General features: G+C 69.4%; 15 protein-coding genes and 3 pseudogenes. 6 read left to right on the forward strand and 12 right to left on the reverse strand.

Translation table 11 applies throughout. The features are described from left to right. Positions 1–49: 49 nt before the first annotated feature. The gene (locus ACIRVH_RS26060; RefSeq protein WP_403957990.1) at positions 50–1,276 is read right to left on the reverse strand and encodes an RNA-guided endonuclease InsQ/TnpB family protein; all 1,227 of its coding nucleotides are present in this window, start codon (positions 1,274–1,276) and stop codon (positions 50–52) included. Here ACIRVH_RS26060 and tnpA point away from each other — a divergent pair. Further along, positions 1,275–1,679, forward strand: a pseudogene (tnpA, locus tag ACIRVH_RS26065) (IS200/IS605 family transposase); the annotation flags it as partial. The gene ACIRVH_RS26060 and the pseudogene tnpA sit on opposite strands and share 2 nt — an antisense overlap. Before the next feature lie 485 nt (positions 1,680–2,164). Here tnpA and ACIRVH_RS26070 read toward each other — a convergent pair. Beyond that, entirely contained in the window at positions 2,165–3,451 is a 1,287-nt protein-coding gene (locus tag ACIRVH_RS26070; protein WP_403957404.1) for an MFS transporter, read from the reverse strand. An 80-nt stretch (positions 3,452–3,531) separates the two neighbouring features. Then, a complete protein-coding gene (locus ACIRVH_RS26075; RefSeq protein ID WP_403957407.1) occupies positions 3,532–4,593 on the reverse strand; it encodes a hypothetical protein in 1,062 nt (353 codons plus the stop codon). 155 nt (positions 4,594–4,748) lie between these two features. Between ACIRVH_RS26075 and ACIRVH_RS26080 the strand changes: the two genes are divergently transcribed. After that, the gene (locus tag ACIRVH_RS26080; RefSeq protein WP_403957410.1) at positions 4,749–5,402 is read left to right on the forward strand and encodes a class I SAM-dependent methyltransferase; all 654 of its coding nucleotides are present in this window, start codon (positions 4,749–4,751) and stop codon (positions 5,400–5,402) included. Between the two features lie 213 nt (positions 5,403–5,615). Here ACIRVH_RS26080 and ACIRVH_RS26085 read toward each other — a convergent pair whose 3' ends face one another. The 4 genes and pseudogenes from ACIRVH_RS26085 to ACIRVH_RS26100 form a co-directional block, all read right to left on the reverse strand. Next, positions 5,616–6,284: an HAD family hydrolase gene (locus tag ACIRVH_RS26085; protein WP_403957413.1), complete on the reverse strand. Its 669-nt coding sequence runs from the start codon at positions 6,282–6,284 to the stop codon at positions 5,616–5,618. A 176-nt stretch (positions 6,285–6,460) separates the two neighbouring features. Continuing rightward, positions 6,461–7,483 carry a sulfotransferase gene (locus ACIRVH_RS26090; protein WP_403957416.1) on the reverse strand — a complete coding sequence of 341 codons (1,023 nt, stop codon included), beginning with the start codon at positions 7,481–7,483 and terminating at the stop codon, positions 6,461–6,463. 244 nt (positions 7,484–7,727) lie between these two features. Then, a complete protein-coding gene (locus ACIRVH_RS26095; protein ID WP_403957418.1) occupies positions 7,728–9,011 on the reverse strand; it encodes an NAD(P)/FAD-dependent oxidoreductase in 1,284 nt (427 codons plus the stop codon). A 101-nt stretch (positions 9,012–9,112) separates the two neighbouring features. Next, positions 9,113–9,265, reverse strand: a pseudogene (locus ACIRVH_RS26100) (aldo/keto reductase); the annotation flags it as partial. A gap of 112 nt (positions 9,266–9,377) precedes the next feature. On the opposite strand from ACIRVH_RS26100, the gene ACIRVH_RS26105 reads away from it, so the two are divergent. The 3 genes and pseudogenes from ACIRVH_RS26105 to ACIRVH_RS26115 form a co-directional block, all read left to right on the forward strand. Next, complete coding sequence (locus tag ACIRVH_RS26105; protein WP_403957421.1) at positions 9,378–9,926, forward strand: YciI family protein; 549 nt, start codon at positions 9,378–9,380, stop codon at positions 9,924–9,926. A 778-nt stretch (positions 9,927–10,704) separates the two neighbouring features. After that, positions 10,705–11,274, forward strand: a complete 570-nt coding sequence (locus tag ACIRVH_RS26110) for a DUF6529 family protein (RefSeq protein ID WP_403957424.1) — start codon at positions 10,705–10,707, stop codon at positions 11,272–11,274. A gap of 370 nt (positions 11,275–11,644) precedes the next feature. After that, positions 11,645–12,183 (forward strand): annotated as a pseudogene (locus tag ACIRVH_RS26115) (transposase); the annotation flags it as partial. A gap of 47 nt (positions 12,184–12,230) precedes the next feature. On the opposite strand, the gene ACIRVH_RS26120 reads toward ACIRVH_RS26115, so the two are convergent. From ACIRVH_RS26120 to ACIRVH_RS26135, 4 genes are all read right to left on the reverse strand, one after another. Next, positions 12,231–12,773 (reverse strand): DUF6368 family protein, encoded by a 543-nt coding sequence (locus ACIRVH_RS26120; protein WP_403957426.1) that lies wholly within the window; start codon positions 12,771–12,773, stop codon positions 12,231–12,233. A gap of 223 nt (positions 12,774–12,996) precedes the next feature. Beyond that, positions 12,997–14,136 carry an RNA polymerase sigma factor gene (locus tag ACIRVH_RS26125; RefSeq protein ID WP_403957993.1) on the reverse strand — a complete coding sequence of 380 codons (1,140 nt, stop codon included), beginning with the start codon at positions 14,134–14,136 and terminating at the stop codon, positions 12,997–12,999. Between the two features lie 8 nt (positions 14,137–14,144). After that, positions 14,145–14,552 (reverse strand): YciI family protein, encoded by a 408-nt coding sequence (locus ACIRVH_RS26130; RefSeq protein ID WP_403957428.1) that lies wholly within the window; start codon positions 14,550–14,552, stop codon positions 14,145–14,147. Positions 14,553–14,720: 168 nt separating this feature from the next. Beyond that, on the reverse strand, positions 14,721–18,488 hold the full coding sequence (locus ACIRVH_RS26135; protein WP_403957431.1) for a CHAT domain-containing protein: 3,768 nt from the start codon (positions 18,486–18,488) through the stop codon (positions 14,721–14,723). A 168-nt stretch (positions 18,489–18,656) separates the two neighbouring features. Between ACIRVH_RS26135 and ACIRVH_RS26140 the strand changes: the two genes are divergently transcribed. Next, positions 18,657–19,259 carry a hypothetical protein gene (locus tag ACIRVH_RS26140; RefSeq protein ID WP_403957434.1) on the forward strand — a complete coding sequence of 201 codons (603 nt, stop codon included), beginning with the start codon at positions 18,657–18,659 and terminating at the stop codon, positions 19,257–19,259. On the opposite strand, the gene ACIRVH_RS26145 is transcribed toward ACIRVH_RS26140, so the two are convergent. Beyond that, positions 19,256–19,690 (reverse strand): winged helix-turn-helix transcriptional regulator, encoded by a 435-nt coding sequence (locus ACIRVH_RS26145; RefSeq protein WP_403957436.1) that lies wholly within the window; start codon positions 19,688–19,690, stop codon positions 19,256–19,258. The genes ACIRVH_RS26140 and ACIRVH_RS26145 overlap by 4 nt on opposite strands. Positions 19,691–19,693: the final 3 nt, after the last annotated feature.

Below are 19,693 nucleotides of genomic sequence, written 5' to 3' on the forward strand. Positions count from 1 at the left end.
GTCCTCCCGGCTCACGGCCTTCTGGACCGACTTTGAAATCCTCGCCCGCCTAAAGGTGGGCGATTCCCGCCTGCCGCGCCGTTGTCGGGTGCGGTTTCGGGTGGGTTCCTGCTTCATCGCGCTGCGCGGGCACGGGTACCCGTCTTACCTGCGCTCTACAGGCTGACACGGCCAGTCCGGCCGCCTTGGCGACATTGACCGCCGCATTGATGTCTCTGTCCAGGACACTCCCGCATGCCTGGCACGTCCATTCTCGGATATGCAGGGGCTTGGGACCGTCCTTGACACCACAGGCCGAGCAGACCTGGGAGGTGGGCTCGAACCGTCCGATGCGCACGAAGGCGCGCCCGTACCGGGCGGCCTTGTATTCCAGCATGGCCACGAACTGTGACCATCCCGCATCGTGCACGGACTTGGCCAGGCGTGTGCGGGCGAGTGCCTTGACTGCCAGGTCTTCCACCGCGACGGCTTGGTTTTCGCGGATCAGCTTGGTGGAGAGCTGGTGGTGGAACTCGCGACGCGCATCGGCCACCCGTGCGTGAGCGCGGGCAACCTTGAGCCGAGCCTTGATCCTGTTGGCGCTGCCCTTCTCCTTACGGGACAGGGAACGCTGAGCCTTCTTGAGCTGCCTCTCAGCCCGGCGCAGGAAGCGAGGGCTGTCGATCTTCGTGCCGTCGGACAGGACCGCGAAGTGCCCCAGCCCGAGATCTATGCCGACTTCGGGCGTAGTGGCGGGCAGTGCCTCTTCTGGGTCCGTCTCCACCACGAACGAGGCGAAGTACCGACCGGCGCTGTCCTTGATCACCGTCACGGTGGTGGGGGTGGACGGCAGGGTGCGCGACCACCTCACGCTCACGTCGCCGACCTTGGGCAGCCGCAGCTTCCCGCCGGGGGTGATCTTCCACCCGGCGTTCGCGGTGAACCGGATCGCCTGCCGGGTGTCCCGCTTCGACTTGAAGCGGGGCGGACCCATCGTGGGGCGCTTGCCCTTGAGGGAGTCGAAGAAGTTCCGGTACGCCGTGTCCAGGTCGCGCACGGACTGCTGGAGGATCACCGACGACACCTCGGCCAGCCACACCCGACCAGGTGTCTTCTTCGACGCGGTGAGCCGCTTGGACAGCTCGCTGGAGGTGACGAACGGCAACCCGGCGGCGCGGGCGTCCTCACGAACACGCAACGCGTCGTTGAAGACCACCCGCGCACACCCGAACGCCCTTGCCAGCGCAGCACCCTGACCGGCACTCGGGTACAGACGGAACCCGTACCTGAGCTGCATGACGATCACCATACATACGTGGTTCACGTCACCACGCCAGAACCCGAACCCCGATGTGCGCACCGGCCGTCATGGTGTCCACATCCTGCATGTCCACTTAGTTTTTGTCACGAAGTACCGACACAAGGCCATGACCGACGTGATGCTGACGCGCTGCGAAGAGATCATGCGGGAGGTATGCACCAACTTCGCGGCCGACCTGAAGCAGTTCTACGGCGAGGACGATCACGTACACCTGTTTATGCACCACCCGCCGAAGATCCAGCTCTCCAACCTGGTCAACTCCCTCAAGGGCGTCTCCACCCGGCCACTGCTCAAGGAGCACAGCGCGCACCTACACCGATATCTGTGGGGCGGACACTTCTGGTCCGGCTCGAACATCGCCGGGAGCTGCGGCGGGGCACGGAGAACCAGAAGCACCCCGCGGGCGGAGCTGAACAGTGCCGACCCATGCTCACATGCGGGTCAGAGCAGTTCCGAGATTGCCTTCACCCCCGGCGTAAACACCGGAGCACTGGCCAAGATCGAAGATAGACATTCCAGCACGCTGGAGTGTCCAGGCGTAGCCTCGGCGGTACGCGCATCGGGGATTCGGCGGACGCCGGCGGGCTGACGGGCTGACGGGCTGACGGGCTGACGGGCTGACGGGCTGACGGGCTGACGGCGAGGACGATCCGCTTCTACGAGGAGACCGAACTACCGCCCACGTAACCGAGCACCCGTCTCGTAACCGGTGGGTTCGTCGACGTTGGTCTGATCGTGCAGGTGCTCTCCGCTCTCTCCGCGCAACGGGTCGTACTCGTCGAAGTGTTCACCGTGCTGCGCCCGCCCCAGTTCCACCGTTTAGTACAGGCACTTCGGAAATCTCCCCGGCCGCGGCACTCACCATCAACGCACAACGCTGGGCGCGGGAACATCGCGCATGTGGCGGAGCGGGGAGAAGAACACGAACCAGCCGGCCGCCCACGCACCGATCAAGGCCAGCCAGAGTGCGGGCCGCACCCCCATCAGCGTGCCGAGCAGCCCGCCGAGGATGCCGCCGAGCGGCAGTGTGCCCCACACGACCCAGCGCACGGCCGCGTTCATCCGGCCCATCAGCTCCGGCGGTGTCACCGATTGCCGGTAGCTGAGCTGGGCGACGTTGTACACCATCGCGGAGAAACCCGAGATGCCCCAGCCCAGCGGGAACAGCAGCACTCCCCAGCCTCGCCAGGCAGCCGCCGCGACGACCTGCGGCGCGCTGAACACCAGCATCGACACCCAGATGATCCGCGCCGAGCCGATCTTCTTGGCGAGCCGACCGGCGAACACTCCCCCGGCGATGCCGCCGATGGCCGAGCCCGCCATGATCAGCCCGCTCAGCGCGGGCGGCACGTGCAGCACCCGGATGAGGAAGACCATCGCCAGCGCCGACGTCGTGCCGGAGAACAGGTTCGCGGTGCCCGTGCACGCCACGACCCTCCGCAATATCTTGTGCCCGACGACGAATCTCAGTCCCTCGGCGATCTGGCTCCGCAACGTCTCGCCCTCGCGCCGCACGGGCGGCGGCTCCTCTCGCGTCCTGATCGCGGATATCGAGAAGACCGAGACCGCGTAGGAGATCGCGTCGGCGGTCATCGCCCCCGCGGCGCCGAACGCCGCGGCCAGTCCCCCGCCCAGGCTGGGGCCGCCGAGCTCCGCGAACGCCTGGGTGGTCCCCAGCTTGCCGTTGGCGTCCATCTGGAGATCGGCGCGGATCAGCGACGGCACATAACTCTGGTACGAGACGTCGAAGAACACCGTGCACACGCCGGCTGCGACAGCGACGACGTAGAGCTGCGCCATCGTCACGGTGCCGAGGGCGGCCGCCAGCGGCACCGATCCGATGATCAGCAGGCGGAGGATGTTGCAGACGATCATGATGGAACGTTTGGAGCCGCGGTCCACGAGCACGCCCGCGGGCAGCGCGATCAGCGCGAACGCTACCGTGGTGGCGGCGGTCAGCAGCCCGACCTGGAACGTGCTCGCCTTGAGCGAGACGACCGCGAGCAGCGGCAAAGCGACCTCGGTGACCGCCGACCCCATCTCACTGACCGTCTGGCCGCTCCACAGCAGCATGAAATCCCGCTGACGCCACAGACTCGAACCGTCGAACTCCGGCTCGGCATCCTGCAGTCCCTTCGTCACTTCTGTCACAGCGTCAACTTAGAGGTGGCCTCGTGACGACGGCCAGGGGTCTGGGAGCGAGTCGCGGACCTGCGGTTACGGGAAAATCTTTAGAACGGTCGAGCGTACGGGTGCTGCCTCACCTGGTCGTAGACCCCGCGGAGCCACGGCTGATGCACGGCTGACAGCCGTGCCAGGGTATGGAGGAACACAGTCGAGTCAGGCCGAAACCGTCTCCGAGGATGCAACGGCAGCGGATCGTCACGGAGAACACCGTCGGGCAGCCTGCCTGTCACGGAAACCAGCAACTGTTCGTGATCGTGGGCCAGATGCATCCACACCTCGGCATCGACCGGCACGATCTCTGCGGTGCCGGACGGCTGCCAGGCCTTCCCTGTCTGCGGATGTCGCGGTACCAGAGCGATGTCCGGCCCGGGGACACGGGCAGGCAGGCCAGGTCCGGCCAGTGCCACTGTCCTCGTCGGCGGCCCAGGCGGGAGCAGCGCGTCGAGCACGCGGCCGAAGATGTCCGTGACGAGGCCGTCCGGGAGGACCACGGGTGTGCCCTGCGAGGCCGCCAGCAGGTGGGCCAGCGCTGCCCCGGCCGCCGCCTCCCAGCGAGGGCACCACTCTCCGAGGGGTCCGATCGGCGGCGTACCCTGCCGCTCCTGCCGCAGCGCCTCCCAGTCGGCCGTCCGGCGATCGGGGCTCTCGGCTGCGATGCAGCGCACGGCCTGCGGTTCGAGCCACACGGCCTGCCACCAGGAACATTCATCGATGCGGGTGGCCACCGCCCGGCCGCACTGCGCGCACGCCAGATTCGGGCCGTCGCCCCAGTCCAGCCCACAGCAGTAGCCGACGCATCGCTCAGGGATCAGAACAGTGCCGCGCATGTCACCCGGCGCGACGACGACGGCTCCCGGTGCTCCGAAGGACAGGCCGTCAACCGGGGCGAACACGCCTCGGGCTTCGGCCTCATCCGGCCCGATCTCACTCCACGGGCGCCATGGCGGACCGGTGGGGTCAGGGTTGACAGCGTAGGTGCCGGCTTCCATGAGTACGGGGAGCTGCTCCCCGTTACCCCACTTCTGGTAGGCGTGGACGGGAAGCGCGACCTGCGACACCGGGGCAGTCAGCGTGGCGCCACACCCTCCACACGCAAACTCCGCCATGCAACCCCTCTTTCGCAGAACACGCGGATCATCCCGGCCCGGTGCTCACCGGCCAACGGCTTTTCTCCACGGTGAACGACAAACGCGTCGATGGGGCGCCCCACCGGCGTGGCAGCATGATCTGCTTCGGCCGAACACGCAGGAAGGCATGTGTCATGTCCGACCTCGACACCCAGGTTCCCTACTGGGATGCCGCAGCGGCCACGAAGACGTTCACTCACCCTCTGCATCTGCCCTGGCTCGACGGGATCAGCAGAAACGCCGCGATCCTCGACTACGGATGTGGCTACGGACGCATCATGAAGGAGCTCGAACAGGGCGGCTTCGGCAACCTCACGGGCGTCGACGCCTCACCGGAAATGATCAATCGGGCACGCCGCCTGCACCCGACCCTGCGTTTTGCCACCCTGGATGCACCACCGGCCTCGCCCTACCCGGACGCAGGCTTCGACGCAGTTCTGCTCTTCGCCGTGCTGACCTGTGTCCCCGGCGATGAAGCCCAACACCGGTTGATCGCCGAGTTGAACCGCGTCCTCAAGCCCGGCGGGATCCTCTACGTCAGCGACCTTCTGCTGCAGGACGACGAACGCAACCGCAACCGCTACAGCCGCCATGCTGATCGCTCCGCCGGCTATGGCGTGTTCGAGACCGGCGACGGTGCGGTCTGCCGCCACCATCCCCGCGAGTGGTTCTCCACCTTGCTCGCCGGGTTCCAACCCATCGACACCCGGACCATCACGGTGCCCACCATGAACGGTCACGAGTCGACCGGGATCCAGATCCTTGCCCGCAAGCCCGCGTCGGTATGAGGTAGTTCGGCAGGCTCCCAGGCGCCCCAGAACAGCCACAGGGGCAAGAGGTAGCCGAACGAGAGGCCCAAGCCGAACAGAAACTGCTGGTGCGCCGCCTCGCAGGCGAGGACACCGAGTCCAAGGTCCTGGTGCCACGCCTTGTGGTGCGGGAGACCACCGGCGGCCCCGTGGGCTCACCTGTGTCGTGATCGGCGAAGGTCTGCCGCATCCTCAGGCTGCGGCCTTCCCGTGAGGGCCGGTCGCGAAGGCCAGGATGTGCGGGAATGCCTCGCGCAGACTGCCGAAGTGACGGTGCACACCCTCGACCGCGACAGCGGCGTTCACGCCCCACACCGTCATCCCGGCGTCCAACCCGGACCGCACTCCGGACGGGGCGTCCTCGATGACCAGACAGTCTCCGGGCTCGGCGCCGAGCCGCGCTGCGGCCTGCAGATACGGGACGGGAGAGGGCTTGCCCTCCTCGACAGCGGCCGCGTCCACGATCAGGCCCGGCATCGGCAAGCCCGTCCGCAGGAAACGGCCGCGCACGCGGTGCTCGTAGTTCGAGGTCACCAGGGCCCAGGACCCCGGTGGCAGGCCGTGCAGCAGCTCCGACGCACCGTCGAAGGCCGTGTAAACGCCGGACCGGACGTCCTCGTCCTCCAGCTCGTGCAGTGTGGCCAGGCACTCGTGCGGATCCTGGTCCGCAGCGACCTGAGCGAATGTCTCCAACGGCCGTGTCCGCAGGGCCACCTGGTAGACCTCGTCCGCATCCAGCCCGTACCGCTCCGCCCAGGTTCCCCAGACCCGGCGCTGGTTGCTCACCGCGTCGATCAACGTGCCGTCGACATCGAACAGGACATACTTCGTGCAGCCGGGCTGCGCAGGTTCACTGATCACCCGTTGATCATGCCAGGTGCCGAACAGGCAGCAGCGGGGCTGAACGTGTCCAGGATGGTGGGCTGCGGTAGGCGCAGCAGGGGTGGGGTGCGGCGCGGCAGCGGCTGACGGTTCACCCGTGCACCACCGACGGTGTCGACTGGAACGGCCGCTGCCCCGGATTGTCGCCGGATCGGTCACCCCGCCAGAACGCGAATGCCCGGAGCGCAACTCTCCCTGAGTTCGCCGAGTTCATCGGCCGGCAGTTTGCGGGCGGAGCCGCGTCGGCTGTGGTCGAGCAGTGCGGATGCGGTCAGTAGCCACTGCGGGAGGGGGTCGACGCCGACGAACTCGGCCAGGCGGGTCAACTCTGCGGCGGGGTTGTCGAGGAGGTCCTCGTAGGCAAGTGTGGTGCGCTGGTCGGCGGGAAGGTGGCTGAGGAACTCCGTTCCCTCCGTGACGAGTTCGGACCACAGGGTGCCGAACGTCCGCAGGGAGATGTCCCGGTCGCGTACGAGGGCGGGGTCGAAGCGCTCGCCGAGCAGGGGCGACAGGTCCGCGGGCAGCGAGCGCACGTGCTCGTCTCTCAGGTCTGCGAGACTTTCGACGCCTGCTCGTGTCTTGATCTCGCGGAGCAGGGAGAGTGTGCGGAATGCGGGATGACGGCTCATGGACAGGGCACAGTCCGGCCCGTCTCTGAACATGTGCACGAACCTCGCCTCCGGGAACGTGGCCCGTAGTCCGGCTGCCCAGCCCGTCGAGTAACCGGAGCGCTCCACGACGGCGGTCCGTCCGAACCGTTCGCAGAGCAGGCCGAACAGAGCTCGATGGTGCTCAGCGGCGGTGCCCTCGGGCCAGTGGACCACCGCTGCGTTGAGCTCGTCGAGGAGCCCGTCCGGATCGTCGGTGAGATGAGGCAACACCATCAGGGAGATCGCAGGAATACCGGTGGTCTCTGTCGCGTACTTCCCGGGGCGGCGTGTGTAGAGGAATTCCGGGAGCGGCAGCCCGCTACGGATCATCCGCTCGAAGTGCGGGGCGGGCTGGAAGAGCGACTGCCAGAACTCTTCACCGTTCACCCTCCCTTCGGGGAAGGCGGCATCGCCCACAGAGGCCATGAACTCGTTGAGGCTCAGTACGTCAGGGTGGCTGTTGAGGATGCGTGACAGCGCGGTCGAGCCGCTGCGCCCCGTACCGATGACGAAGGTCAAGGAATGCATAGTCAGCCTCCGCGGCTTCGCGACACTCAGGACCAAGCCCCAGCTACCGCACGACTATCCCATGAGACGAGGGGCAGGCCGTGAACGGTCCTGTGCGCGGCGCTGCGCGACGCCGATGAGCTGAAGCGGCCGTTTCGGGGGCCCTGGGGCCCTTGCCGAGGGCGCGTCGCTGCAGCGCGGGGTGGCCACGTATCGGATGGGGCGCGGAAGCTGCCGAGAGCGAGTGGAGTGGGAGGGGAGCCGATCATGACTCCGTGTAGGACAGGTGCGCCGTTGGCGCAGCCGCCCCGCGATGCTTGATGTTGATGGCCGAAGCCTTCGCCAGTGCCACGGGGTTCAAGAAGCGCAGCGGACCGATCAGGCGGGAACCGAACAGATGCATGTGCCGCGCCATCGACTCATCGCGCGCTGCCGCGGAAAACATCAGCCGTTCCAGGGGATTGAACGGACGGCCCTTGGCAAAGTCGGCGGCCAAGTACTGGTGACCGCGCAGCCGGCGCCGGTGTGTGCGTGCGTACACCACGAGGGACCTGTCCAGGTCGCCCCGACCGGTTGCGGCCGAGGCGACCGCCTCTGCCAACCATTGCGCGGACTGCAGAGCCCACCCGCACCCCACTCCCCACAGGGGATCGCCGGTCAGGGCGGCGTCGCCGATCAACGCGACGCCTGGCGTGGTGGGCTCGCGGCTGAGAAGCGGGTAGTTGACCGTGCCGGTGATCTTCGTGATGCGTTCGGCGGAGTCGATGGGCGGCGCCTCGGGCAGGGCGCGGACGAATTCGAAGAAGCTGCCCTCCAGGTCTTCCCGGAAGGCCGGCAGCCGCTTCTTGTCCGGGAGCATCGCGATGACCGTCACCCCGTCGTCGTTCGGAAGCGCGTACGCCATATCGGGTTCGAGGAACCAGGCGTGCCCCTTCCCTCCGTCCAGCGGGAGATTGCGGAAGTGCGCGAGATAGCCGAACCGCGCGTTCTCGTGCAGCCGAGCAGGCACCCCTGCGAACTTCGCCACGGCCGAGTCCTTGCCATCGGCGCCGACCACCAGCCGGGCCCGGATCTCACGCTCGCCCTGTGGTGTCGACGCACGCACTCCCAAGGTGCGCCCGGCTTCCCGGATCAGCCCGGTCACTTGGTGACCGAGGAGCAGATCGACGCCAGAGGTCTTTGCCGCATGGGACCTGATCAACGGGTCGAGGGTGCTCCGCCGAATGTTGTACGCGTACGGCAGCTCGGGGCCCTCCGGCGCGGCCCTCGGCTCGATCCATCCCCAGCGGGTGTACCAGCGGGGCTCGTTGCGGACGGCTCCGGCCTGCTCGAGAGCGGGGACGAGGCCGAGTTCGTCCAGCACCGGGTAGGCGCAGGCCTGGAGGGAGTGGGTGCAGAGCACCTTGTACGCTTCCGGGTCCGAGCGCCGTTCCAGCAGTGCGACGCGGACACCGCGTCGAGCGAGCAAGATCGCTGCGGCGCTGCCGGCGAGGCTGGCTCCGCTGATGACGACGTCGTAATCGTATCCCGCGCTCTCAGGATTGCTCATGCGCTGATCGCCCCCTTCGAGGTGTGGTGCCGTTCGTGGGAGTGGTGCAGTGCCACTGCTGTCAGGCACATGATCAGTTGTCAAGAGTTTTCAACCGCTCGATCTGACTGCAGTGCCGCGATCGGATGAACGGCGTGAGCACGGTGGATCATCTCCGGGGGCGCCACGGACAGCCCGAGGTCAATGTAGTCGGTGCCGAGACGCTTGAGGGTGCCTTCGAGCGCGGCTCTGAGATTCTCCGGGCTGCCGTCGATCACTGGCATCGCCATCGGCAGCTGCGTGCGCCGGTCGGTCGTGGCTCCGATGCGATGGCCGTCGCCAAAGCCAGTTGAGATGCTGCCCTGGGATGGGGAAGGGTCTGTGGTCATGGAATTCTTCTGCTACCACCGTGACCGGGCCGGTTCCGTGGCGTTGCGCGACGAGTTGCTGGAAGAGCACTGGTCCTACATGGACCGGTACGCGACGGAGATGATCGCTCGCGGCCCCACCTTCGCCGACGACGGCGACACGCCCTCCGGCAGCGTGCACATCGTCGACCTGCCCGATCCCGCCGCTGCCCGCGCGTTCGCCTTCGAGGAGCCCAACTACCAGGCCGGCGTGTACCGGGACGTGCTCCTGCGGCGGTGGCGCAACATGCTGGGGCGCACCATGTGGGATTACCCCGGCGACCGGACCGGTGCCAATCGGTACCTGGTGCTCGGTCTCGGCTCGGGGCAGACCGTCGACCTCGTCGTGCCGCCCGACCGGGACGAGCTGATCGCGTTCGGGCCACTGCTGTCGGACGATGCCACCACTTGGCTGGGTACCGCGGCTCTGGTCCGGTCCCCGGACCCGGACACGGCGCGGGCCGTCTTGACCGCGGACCGGTACGCGGACGTAGAGGTCCACGACTGGGAGTTCGGCGGGCGACGGTGACGAAGCAGCACGGCTGCCGTTGCTACTGAGGGAATGGCCCACCGCGGCCTACTGAATCAGTGCCGCATCCGGTGGTTGAGCCTGCGTTTTCGCATGTACTGACCTGAACGGGGATGGAAGGGGCCTGTCTCTGACGAGCCAACGTCAGGCAAACGGGGACCTCACCAATGGAGCAGCGACTGCCCAGGCAGACCAATTGGAGTGGACAGGCTCCGAGCACCCGGGGCCAACTGGGAGAAGAGATCCGCTGGGGTCGTTTCCCGCGGCTGCACGGATGCGCTGTCCGACACCATGGAGCGCTCATGAGAGGAACGGCCGCGGCGATAGTGTCGGCGGTTTCCGTCGTGCCGCTTGCTGCTGCAAGCGGCCGTCCCAGCCGGATGACCTCGTGCGCCTGCGCCAGGGGCATCCACGTATGCATCGGCTCGGCCGCACCCGGCAGCCCGGCCGCCGCCACTGGCGTGGCCACGGTGCACTTCAGCAAGCTCCGCCCCATCCTGGATGACGCCAAGCGGCGGATGCTCCCCCTCCCAGAGGCCGCCAAGCCGACTACACCGGCCAGCGGCGGAGCATGCGCGTGTACCTGGCCGCCGCCGCTCACCTCCGGCACGCCCAAGGCCACCCCGGTCGCCAGGAGCAGCCTGATCAGCACCTCGAAGCGCTCCAACGGCATCACTCAAGTCACCTGCACCGGGCATCCGCACCACTGCTTCGCGGCCACAGTGGCAGGTCGTAAGCGCATCCGGCAGCAAGGTCGAACCCGATTGATTGGGGACTGATGACCGGGCACACGGGCGCGCAGAAGCGGCGCCCACGAACGGTGACGGTCATTTTGGCTGCTTTGCTGCCGGTCGCGGTCACGGTGGGTGTGTGCGTGTTCGGCCGCACGCACACACCCGACTACACCAAGGGCCTGTTCGGGCAGCACGGAGTCGGCGTCATCGATCTCAAGGCGCGCCTGGGCTGCGCTCTGATGGCACTCGCGATCGTCCAACTGCTGCTAGGGCTGTGGATGTATCGGCGCCTACCGGGAGCGGGCGCCGCGCCGCACCAGGTGCAGCCCACACACCGGCTCATCGGCCTTCTTGCCTTTCTGCTATCGCTGCCCATCGCCTACCAGTGCATCACCGCCTACGGAGTTGCGTTCACGAGCAGCCGAGTGGCGGTGCACTCCATCGCGGGCTGCGTCCTGTACGGCGTGTTCGTCGCCAAGGTGCTGGTGGTACGCAGCCACCGACTGCCCGGCTGGGCACTTCCGGCCGCCGGCGGCGCCTTGGTCACCGCCATCGCACTGCTGTGGTACACGGCCGCCTTGTGGTTCTTCGCCGGCTCCGCCCCCGGCTTCTGACCGTGTTGTCACCGGGGCCCGCCATGGCCTGCACGGCAGTCCTGTTGCAGATCGGACATCGCGTTGCTCCGTGCCATCGCCTCTCTCGGCCGCGTTGGCCGCCTGCACGACCGGGGTGGCGGCCATACGGATCTGGCTCATTTTCCGTGAGGCGTGCACCGTGAGTGGCGGCTGGATGGCCGGTGTCTTCGGGGGTGCTGTTACTGATCGTTTCAGAATGAGGTGGCTTGGCCGAGGAACCCGGGGTGCTCTGTGCGGACGCGGTACCAAGGCCCGTCCCAGCTGCCGGGCTGTGTGGCGTGGGCCATCGGGCGAGTGTGCCGGGCTGATTGCCGCACCTCAACTGGGTTCCTCTGACACGCTTCCGGCCATGAACGGCGATCTTGTGCCAGATGACCTGTGGGAACGCGTGGCTCCCTTGCTACCCCGGCATTCCGAACGGCGGCACCGGCACACAGGACGGCACCGGATACTCGATCGCACCGCGCTGGCAGGCATCCTCCATGTGCTGCCCACCGGAGTGGCCCGGCGTGACGTGCCACCTCAAGTGGCGGGTTGCTCAGGCGTCACGGCCCGGCGACGCATCCGGGACTGGACCGAAGCCGGAATCCGTCCGCGTCTATACGCCGCTCTGCTCACCGAGCCCCGGTCCGCCGGATCGCTGGAGATGGACAACTCATTCTGATCGTCGACCAGTGCGGCGCTCCGCTCGCCGTGTCGCCGACTGGCGGGAATCGACACGATGTCACCCAACTGATCCCCCTAATCGATGCCATTCCCCGCATCCGCGGCCGACGCGGACGATCCCGCCACCGGCCCAAGTGGCTGTTCGCCGACCGCGGATACGACTTCGACAAGCATCGGCGACTCCTCCGTAGCCGCGGAATCACACCGAAGATCGCCCGTCGAGACACTCAAAGCGTGTACTTCTGGCCTAGAAACTGGCTGGCCTACGTCTACTTCAGGAGCCGGAAACCGGGTTGTCGAGCCCACGCTCTGAGGAATTCTGCCGAGCCGTACGCAGCAGGCCACGGATCTGTCATCGTCGCGACGATGCCCGGAAGGCCGGCCACAATCGGCACTTGATCCTCACGAAGTTCGGCGTTGGCGACACCGCCGATCACGTCCATGACGGCAGCGGTGAGCAGGGCTGTGACGACGTGGTCAACGGGCCTGTTGCAGAACGCTATGACGTCGACGGCGTGGGTCGGGGTGAAGCCGATGAGGGGTTCCTGGTCGACTTCGTCGGCGTGCTCGGCCTCGAAGATGGCCTCGTCGCCGATGCCGGGTCCCATGAGAGAGACCATGACAGGCCGACGTCCGTCGGCGCCCGCCGTGTCCGCTATGCCGAGGCTGTCCGCGTGAATATTCAGGTCATACTCGCCGACCCGTTTCTCTTCAAAGTGAGATGAGGAGCGGACAAGGAGTTCCCGGAGCTGCTGGATTGATCCGGGTGGGACAGGCTCCGCCAACTCAATCACCAACACCGGTCCACTCATGACGCGAGCCTAGTCAGCCAGGGCTCCCCTCCCCAACCGGTTACTCAGCGTGCCCGTGCCACGCCACTCGCACCCTTGCAGGTCACCGGCACATTGAGCGCTGCCGGTCGGCAGCGCGTCGTGCAGCTGGTTCCGACCTGCCTGCTCACTGTGGCGCGACCGGTCTGGCCAGGGGGCAGGCCGCGCCGAGTGCTGCGGGCATTCCGGGCGCGGCCTGGCTGTGTCACCGGCGGGAGTTGAGCCGGGCGGCCTGGCGTGTCAGGTGGTCGCGCTCGGCGAGGTTGGGGGCCTTCTGGGCCGCCTCGGCGTACAGGCGTGCCGCCGTCGCCAGGTCGCCGTCGCGCTCGTGGAGGTGGGCCGCCACCGCCGTGTAGCGGGGCAGTGAAGCGTCCAGTGCGGTGAGCGCGGCCAGCCCGGCGCGCGGTCCGTCGGCCTCGCCGACGGCGACTGCGCGGTTGAGCCGGACGACCGGGCTGTCGGTCAGGCGGGTGAGTTCGTCGTACCACTCGACGATCTGCACCCAGTCGGTCTCCTCGGCGGTGGGTGCGTCGGCGTGGAGGGCGGCGATGGCGGCCTGGGCCTGGTACTCGTCCAGCCGGTCGCGGGTGAGGGCGGCCTGCAGGATCTCGATGCCTTCGGCGATCAGCTTGGTGTCCCACCGGCCGCGGTCCTGCTCGGCCAGCGGTACCAGGCTGCCGTCCGGCCCGGTCCGGGCGGCGCGCCGGGCGTGGTGGAGCAGCATGAGGGCGAGCAGCCCGGCCACCTCGGGGTGGTCGATCGCGGCCGCGAGCTGCCGGGTGAGGCGGATGGCCTCGGCGGCGAGGTCGACGTCGCCGGAGTAGCCCTCGTTGAAGACCAGGTAGAGGACGCGCAGCACGGTGGCGACGTCGCCGGGCTGGTCGAAGCGGACGCCGGAGACGGTGCGTTTGGCCCGGCTGATGCGCTGCGCCATGGTCGCCTCGGGCACCAGGTAGGCCTGGGCGATCTGCCGGGTGGTGAGCCCGCCGACGGCGCGCAGCGTCAGCGCGACCGCGGACGCCGGAGTCAGCGAAGGGTGTGCGCACAGGAAGTAGAGCTGAAGCGTGTCGTCCACCGCGGGCGCGGGCCCGGGCGCCGGCTCCTCGTCGACCAGGTCCTCGCGCCGGCGGCGGGCCACGTCCGACCGGGTCGCGTCGAGGAACTTGCGCCAGGCAACGGTGACCAGCCAGCCCTTCGGGTCCCGCGGAGGGTCGTCCGGCCAGACGCGGAGCGCCTCGACCAGCGCGTCCTGTACGGCGTCCTCGGCCGCCGCGAAGTCGGCTCCGCGGCGGACGAGGATGCCGAGCACGCTCGGCGTGAGGCTCCTGAGCAGGGCCTCGTTCATCGGCGAGGTCACTCCGTGATGGTGGGCGGCGCGGCCAGGAACGGGCGCACCTCGAGCCACTCGTGGATCGGCTTCCCGCCCGCCCCGGGGGCGGCCGACAGTTCCCCGGCCAGCGCGACGGCGCGCTCGTAGCTGTCGACGTCGATCACCATCCAGCCGGCGATGAGGTCCTTGGTCTCGGCGAACGGGCCGTCGGTGACCGGCGGGCGCCCCTCACCGTCGTACCGGACCCATGCGCCCTCGGGGGCGAGTGCCTGACCGTCGACGAACTCGCCGGTCTTCTCGAGCCGGGCCGCGAAGTCCTGCATGTACTGCACGTGCGCCGTGATCTCGTCCGGCGTCCACTGGTCCATGGGCACGTCGTTGACCGCGGCCGGGGCGCCTCGGTAGTGCTTGAGCAGCAGGTACTTGGCCATCGTGTTTCTCCTCGGTGCTCGTGCGACCCATTGTGGTCGCGTTCACCACGGGGACGGAGCAAAGCACGGGTTCTCGACATCTCCGTCCGGATTTTTTTGGGACCTCGTGGATGAGCACGGATCTTGAGGTCCGTGAAGGTTCACGAGAAGCAGCAGCGCGGGCGGGGCTCAGCGTGCCGCGGGGTTGCCCTGGTGGGTGAAGGCGGCCCACAGGTGGATCTCCTGCAGGTCCGCGCGGGCGGCCTCGCGGTGCAGCGGGTCGCCCAGGCCGGGCGGGGGGCGGCGGTCCGGGTCGAGCATCCACAGCTGGGCGGCGCGCAGCGCGTCGGCGGGAGCGAGGTCCTGGCTGGTGAGGAGGTGGTGGAAGGCGGCCATCATCAGGGCGGTCGCGCTGTCGTTGACGGCCCAGCGGGAGCCGACCACGTCGGCCGCGCCCCGGGCGACCAGAGCGGTGGAGAGGGTCAGTGCCTCGTCGTGGTCGCCCGTGCTCAGGTCGGTCTCGCAGGCGCTGAGCACGACCAGCGGGCCGTCCGGGCCGGGCGCCGCGGCCGCGGCGTGGTCCAGGATCCGGGCGACGGTCAGCTCGCCGTCGGCCAGCGACAGCGCTGATCGCGTAGGACTCGGTCCTGCCACGCCGTGGCAGGACACATGCACGACCGCCGCCGGCTGACCGCCGCCCGGCAGTACGGCCAGCAGGTCCTCGCAGCTCCCCGGCGCATCCGGCACGCCCTCGCCCGCCACGAACTCGCCGTAGCGCCGGGCGTCCGGGTAGCAGGCCGAACGCAGCGCCTCCGTCTCGATCTCGGCCCACACCAGACTGAGCCCCGGGTCGGTGACCAGCACCCGGCGCCCGGTGGAGGGCAGCCGGTCGCGGGCGGTGGCCCGCAGGAACTGCGCCCCGGACGGGGCGTAGCTGAACACCGCGTCCTGGCAGGCGTACCGGTGACCCCCCAGCGGGATGTGCTTGCGCGCCGCATGCCAGGGGACGACGCCGAGGGGGCCACAGGGGATCAGCACGACCCGGGGTGGCCGGCCGAGGGGTTCCAGGGAGTCGAGGACCGGCCCTACGGCAGCGGGCCAGGCCCAGTCGCACAGCTCGCTCAGCGCCGCCTGCCATTCCGTCTCGGCGGCCTCCCGCGACGCACCCGACGCGTCCGGGTCGGCCGCCTTGCGGGATCGGTCGGCGGCGGCGGCGAGGTAACGCTCCAGCTGGTGGCTGCCTGGGGAGAGCAGCAGCGGCAGGTCGAGCACCGCGGGCTCGGCGGCGCCGGGGCGCATGATCAGCGCATGCCCCGGGATGTGGGGGCGGAAGCCCTCGCCGGGGACCAGGTAGACCAGCGCATCGGCCCCCGAGGCGGCCAGCGCGGCGGTCAGTGCGGCGACGTCCGGAGTGCCGAGCAACTCCCGCGCGCCGGTGCCGTTTCCCGCCCCCAGTGCGGCGAGCGCCTTGCGCCGCAGGCTGCTCGGCAGCTCAGCGCCGGGGGCCGGAGCCGCCACCGCGGCCGCTCTCCTCGGCCGGCGCGGCTCCCCTTCAGCCGGACGCCCCTCGTCGGCCTCCCCCTCACCCGGACGCCCCTCGCCCGCGTCCCCCTCAACCCGATCATCGTCGGGCGGACCCGGCTGGAGTGGATGCCGCGGTGCCTGCGCCCGCCACCGCTCGGCCAGGTCGGAGTGACCCCGGTCCACCAGCAGCCGGGGCACGCCGTGTGCGGCCGCGGCCGTCTGGAGCACGAGGGCCCGACCCAGCTCCAGCGCCTCCACGGCCTCGGCGGGGCGGCGGTCCTCGGCGCACCGCAGGGCCAGCCACAGCACGTGGCCGGTCGCCGCCCGGGCCACCGACAGGGCGTGCTCGGCGCCGAGTTGAAGGAGGACATCGGCCGCCATCAGCTCCAGTGCCTCGCGACGGATGTCCAGGCTCGCCTTCCGGTCCTCACTCGCGCGCGGGCCACCGGTCACCGCGCTCATCCAGTGAGCCCTGGACAGCTCCGTCAGAACCTCGACGTTCAACGGCATACCTTGGCCTTCGGCGGCCAGGAGGCGGACCCGACTCAGCTCGGCGATGCACGGGTCGAGCAGGCTGAGGTCACTGCGGTGGGTCGTCGCGTGGAGCATGACCTGGCCGAGGGCGAGCCGCAGCTGGGCTTCGTCCCAGGGGGACGTCCGCGAATCCTCGATCACCCGGTGGACCTCCGCGATGGCGCGGTCGACGACCTCCCTGCGGGGGTCGACCCTGGCCAGATCGGTCATCAGCTGGGCCCGTGTAGTGGGGAAGTACGGTGCGAACAGCGGCGGGATCGTGGCCGGATCGGTCTCCACCGCCTCCCGCAGGTACCGGGCGGCGGCGCGGAGGTCGGTCTGGTCTCCGGTGCGGGCGGCACGTTCGCCGTGGGCGAGGCCCAGCGTGCCGGTGATGACGAAGCGTGTGCCCGCGTCGGGCGCGGGGGATGCGTACCGGTCGCTCAGCGTCCGGATCAGGTCCTCTGTCGTACGGGCCAGCGCTGCCTGGTCCCGGCTGCGGCGGGCCAGTTGGAAGCCGGCGAGGAGGCTGAACAGCGCCTGGGCCTCGTCGCGTTCATCGGTGGCTGACAGCCCTTGGGCCATCGACAGGGCGGCGACGCCGTCCTGGAGGCTGCCTCCGAGCCTGGCGGCGGTGGCGACGCGATGGGTGAGGAGGACGGTCAGGTACCGCCGGGCGGCCGCGGCGTTCGCCCCGTCCGCCGGAAGGGCGTCGATCCACTCCTGGAGCCATGCCACGCTCCGCTCCACGCGCGCTATCTCGCCGTTCGACACCCACAGGTTGTCGATCGAGGTGGAAAGGATCAGTTCCAGGCTCAGCACTCGCCGCCACGCCGAACGCGCCGCGGGGTCGGGGTCCGGCCGCAACGCGGCCGCGTCGACCTCGCCGAAGTCCAGTGTTTCGGGCTTCCGGAGGTTTCCTGCCACCAGCAGGGCCGCGTGGAACTTGGCGACGCGGATCCGCTCGGGTGCGTTCGCGGGCAAGGCGAGCAACACCTCCCTGGCGGCCTGCGCGGCGCTGCGGACGCGTTCGACGAGCGAGCCGGAATCCTGCCCGTCCGATCTGAGTGCGGCAAGCATCTCGCGCAGCGGAGCGAACTCGGGCTGGTCCAGGCCCAGATCCGCCAGTTCCCGGCCTGCGTCCGTCATGGCGACCCGGGGATTGTTCACGGTGACGCACAGCCATTCCAGGAGGCGTGCGAAACGCACCGCGTCGCGGCGCGCCCACTCCACCACCGCCTGGACGGCGTCGGCCTGCTCCTGCTCAACAGTCCCGCCTCTGGGCAACGCACCGGCCGGCCCGGGCGCTTCCTCGCCATCGTCGCCCTCCTGGGGCGGAGACGGCGAACTCCCCTCGGGCGGGCCGGGGAGCAAGGACAGCATTGTCGCGACGCTCTCCATGGCGGCCACCATGCTCTCCCGCGTCGTCAGGTCCCCGGCGACGATGCGGGCCAGAAGGTTCAGGGCCTCGGTCAACTGCTCCCGCAGGGATTCGGCCAGGGCGGGCGATCCCGAGCCGTCGCGCACCTCCGGGGGAATGCCCGGCGGGATGAGCAGCTGGGCCAGGTTGCCCCGGGCCATCATGGCGAGCCGGTCGTTCAGCGGCCTGGCCCGGTCGGTCCACCGGAGATGGCTCAGGGCGGCCGCCCGCTCCCGCGGATCGGCGTGCGGCCGGCCCTTGAGCCGCGCCTTCATCAGCAGCCCGAGCCAGGGCACAACGGCCGCCCGGGCCGGGTCCTCCGCCGGTAACAGCCTCTCGACGGTGGCCAGATGCTCGGTCACGACCCGCAACTCGGCCGGCTGCGGACTCTTCCGCGCGTGGGGCCACACCTCGTGCGCCTGACGAACGGCGACGGCGGCCCAGGCCCGAAGCCCCGCGACGTCTCCCTCGCCGTGGTCCCGCTGCTTCTGCTCGGCCATGCGTCCCCCCGGTGACCGATGATCCCAGCCCACTCCCCCGCGACGGTCCGCGGCCGGGCAAGGGTGGTCGCTGATCGAGGATCAGGTTAGTGCCCGGTGGCCCGGCTGGTGTCGGGAAACGGTCACGCGCCGTACGGAAGGTCGGTCGGGTCTGGCAGGGTGTCCCGCATGAGCTCCCAGCCCGCGCGTCCCGAACAGGTCCGCCACCACGATCACGGCATGTGGCTGGTCCGGTTCACCAGCCGGGTGCTCGTGGTCTGCCCGAGGTGCGGTGGTCGCGCACTCGTCGTGCCCCTGCCCGGTCTCGCATCGCCGAAGTACTTCAGTGAACTGCTCTACCTGCCCCGCCGTCTGAGCTGCGCCGGCTGCGGCGCGGTGGCGGAATGGACTGCCGAGCAGCGGGGTAACGGCCTGGTCGGCGCTGTGGTCGGCGGCACCGAGGACCCCTTCTTCCGGCGGCCGCTCTGGCTTCAGACCCACTGTGCGGGACGGATCCTGTGGGCCTACGACGAGGAGCATGTGGACGCCCTGGCCGCCTATGTGGGTGCCAGGCTGCGCGAGCGTCACGCCTCCCCCACCATGTCGATGTTCGCCCGGCTGCCCGCCTGGATGAAGTCCGCTCACCACCGTGACCAGGTGCTGGCCGGGCTGTCGACTCTCCGGGCCCTCGCCCGGCGCTCGGCCCCGGCCGACCGCTCCGACACGGCCCACGAACGCGGTGACCGCCCGCGCCACTACGGCAGCATCCTCTTCCGCGGCGGCTCCTACTAGAGCGTGTCCGACCGGTCGTCGTCCGCTGGACCGTCCGTAACGCGTTGGCGCTGCTCGAAGCAGTCCTGTGCCGCCAGCACGTCGTCTCCGTAGGCCGCCGCCCAGGCGCCCAGGGCGCGGATCGGGGTGAGCAGGGCGGTGCCGGCATCGGTCAGGGCGTAGTCGACGCGGGGCGGGGCCTCTGCGTAACGACGGCGCCGCACCAGGCCGTTGTACTCCAGCCGCCGCAGCGCCTCGTTGAGCACCTTGGGGCTGATCCCGCCGATCCGGGCCAGCAGCGCGCGCGGCCGCATCGCGCCCGCCTCGCCGAGGACGTAGACGACCACGCTGTCCCAGCGGTTGGCCAGTACCTCGACGGCGATGCGCGCCCGGCAGTCCGCCGCGAACGGTTCCCCGCCCAGGTCGTCCCCGTCCCCATCCACCTGTCCCATGCG

The organism is Streptomyces sp. NPDC101165 (genome assembly GCF_044768135.1).
GTDB lineage: Bacteria > Actinomycetota > Actinomycetes > Streptomycetales > Streptomycetaceae > Streptomyces.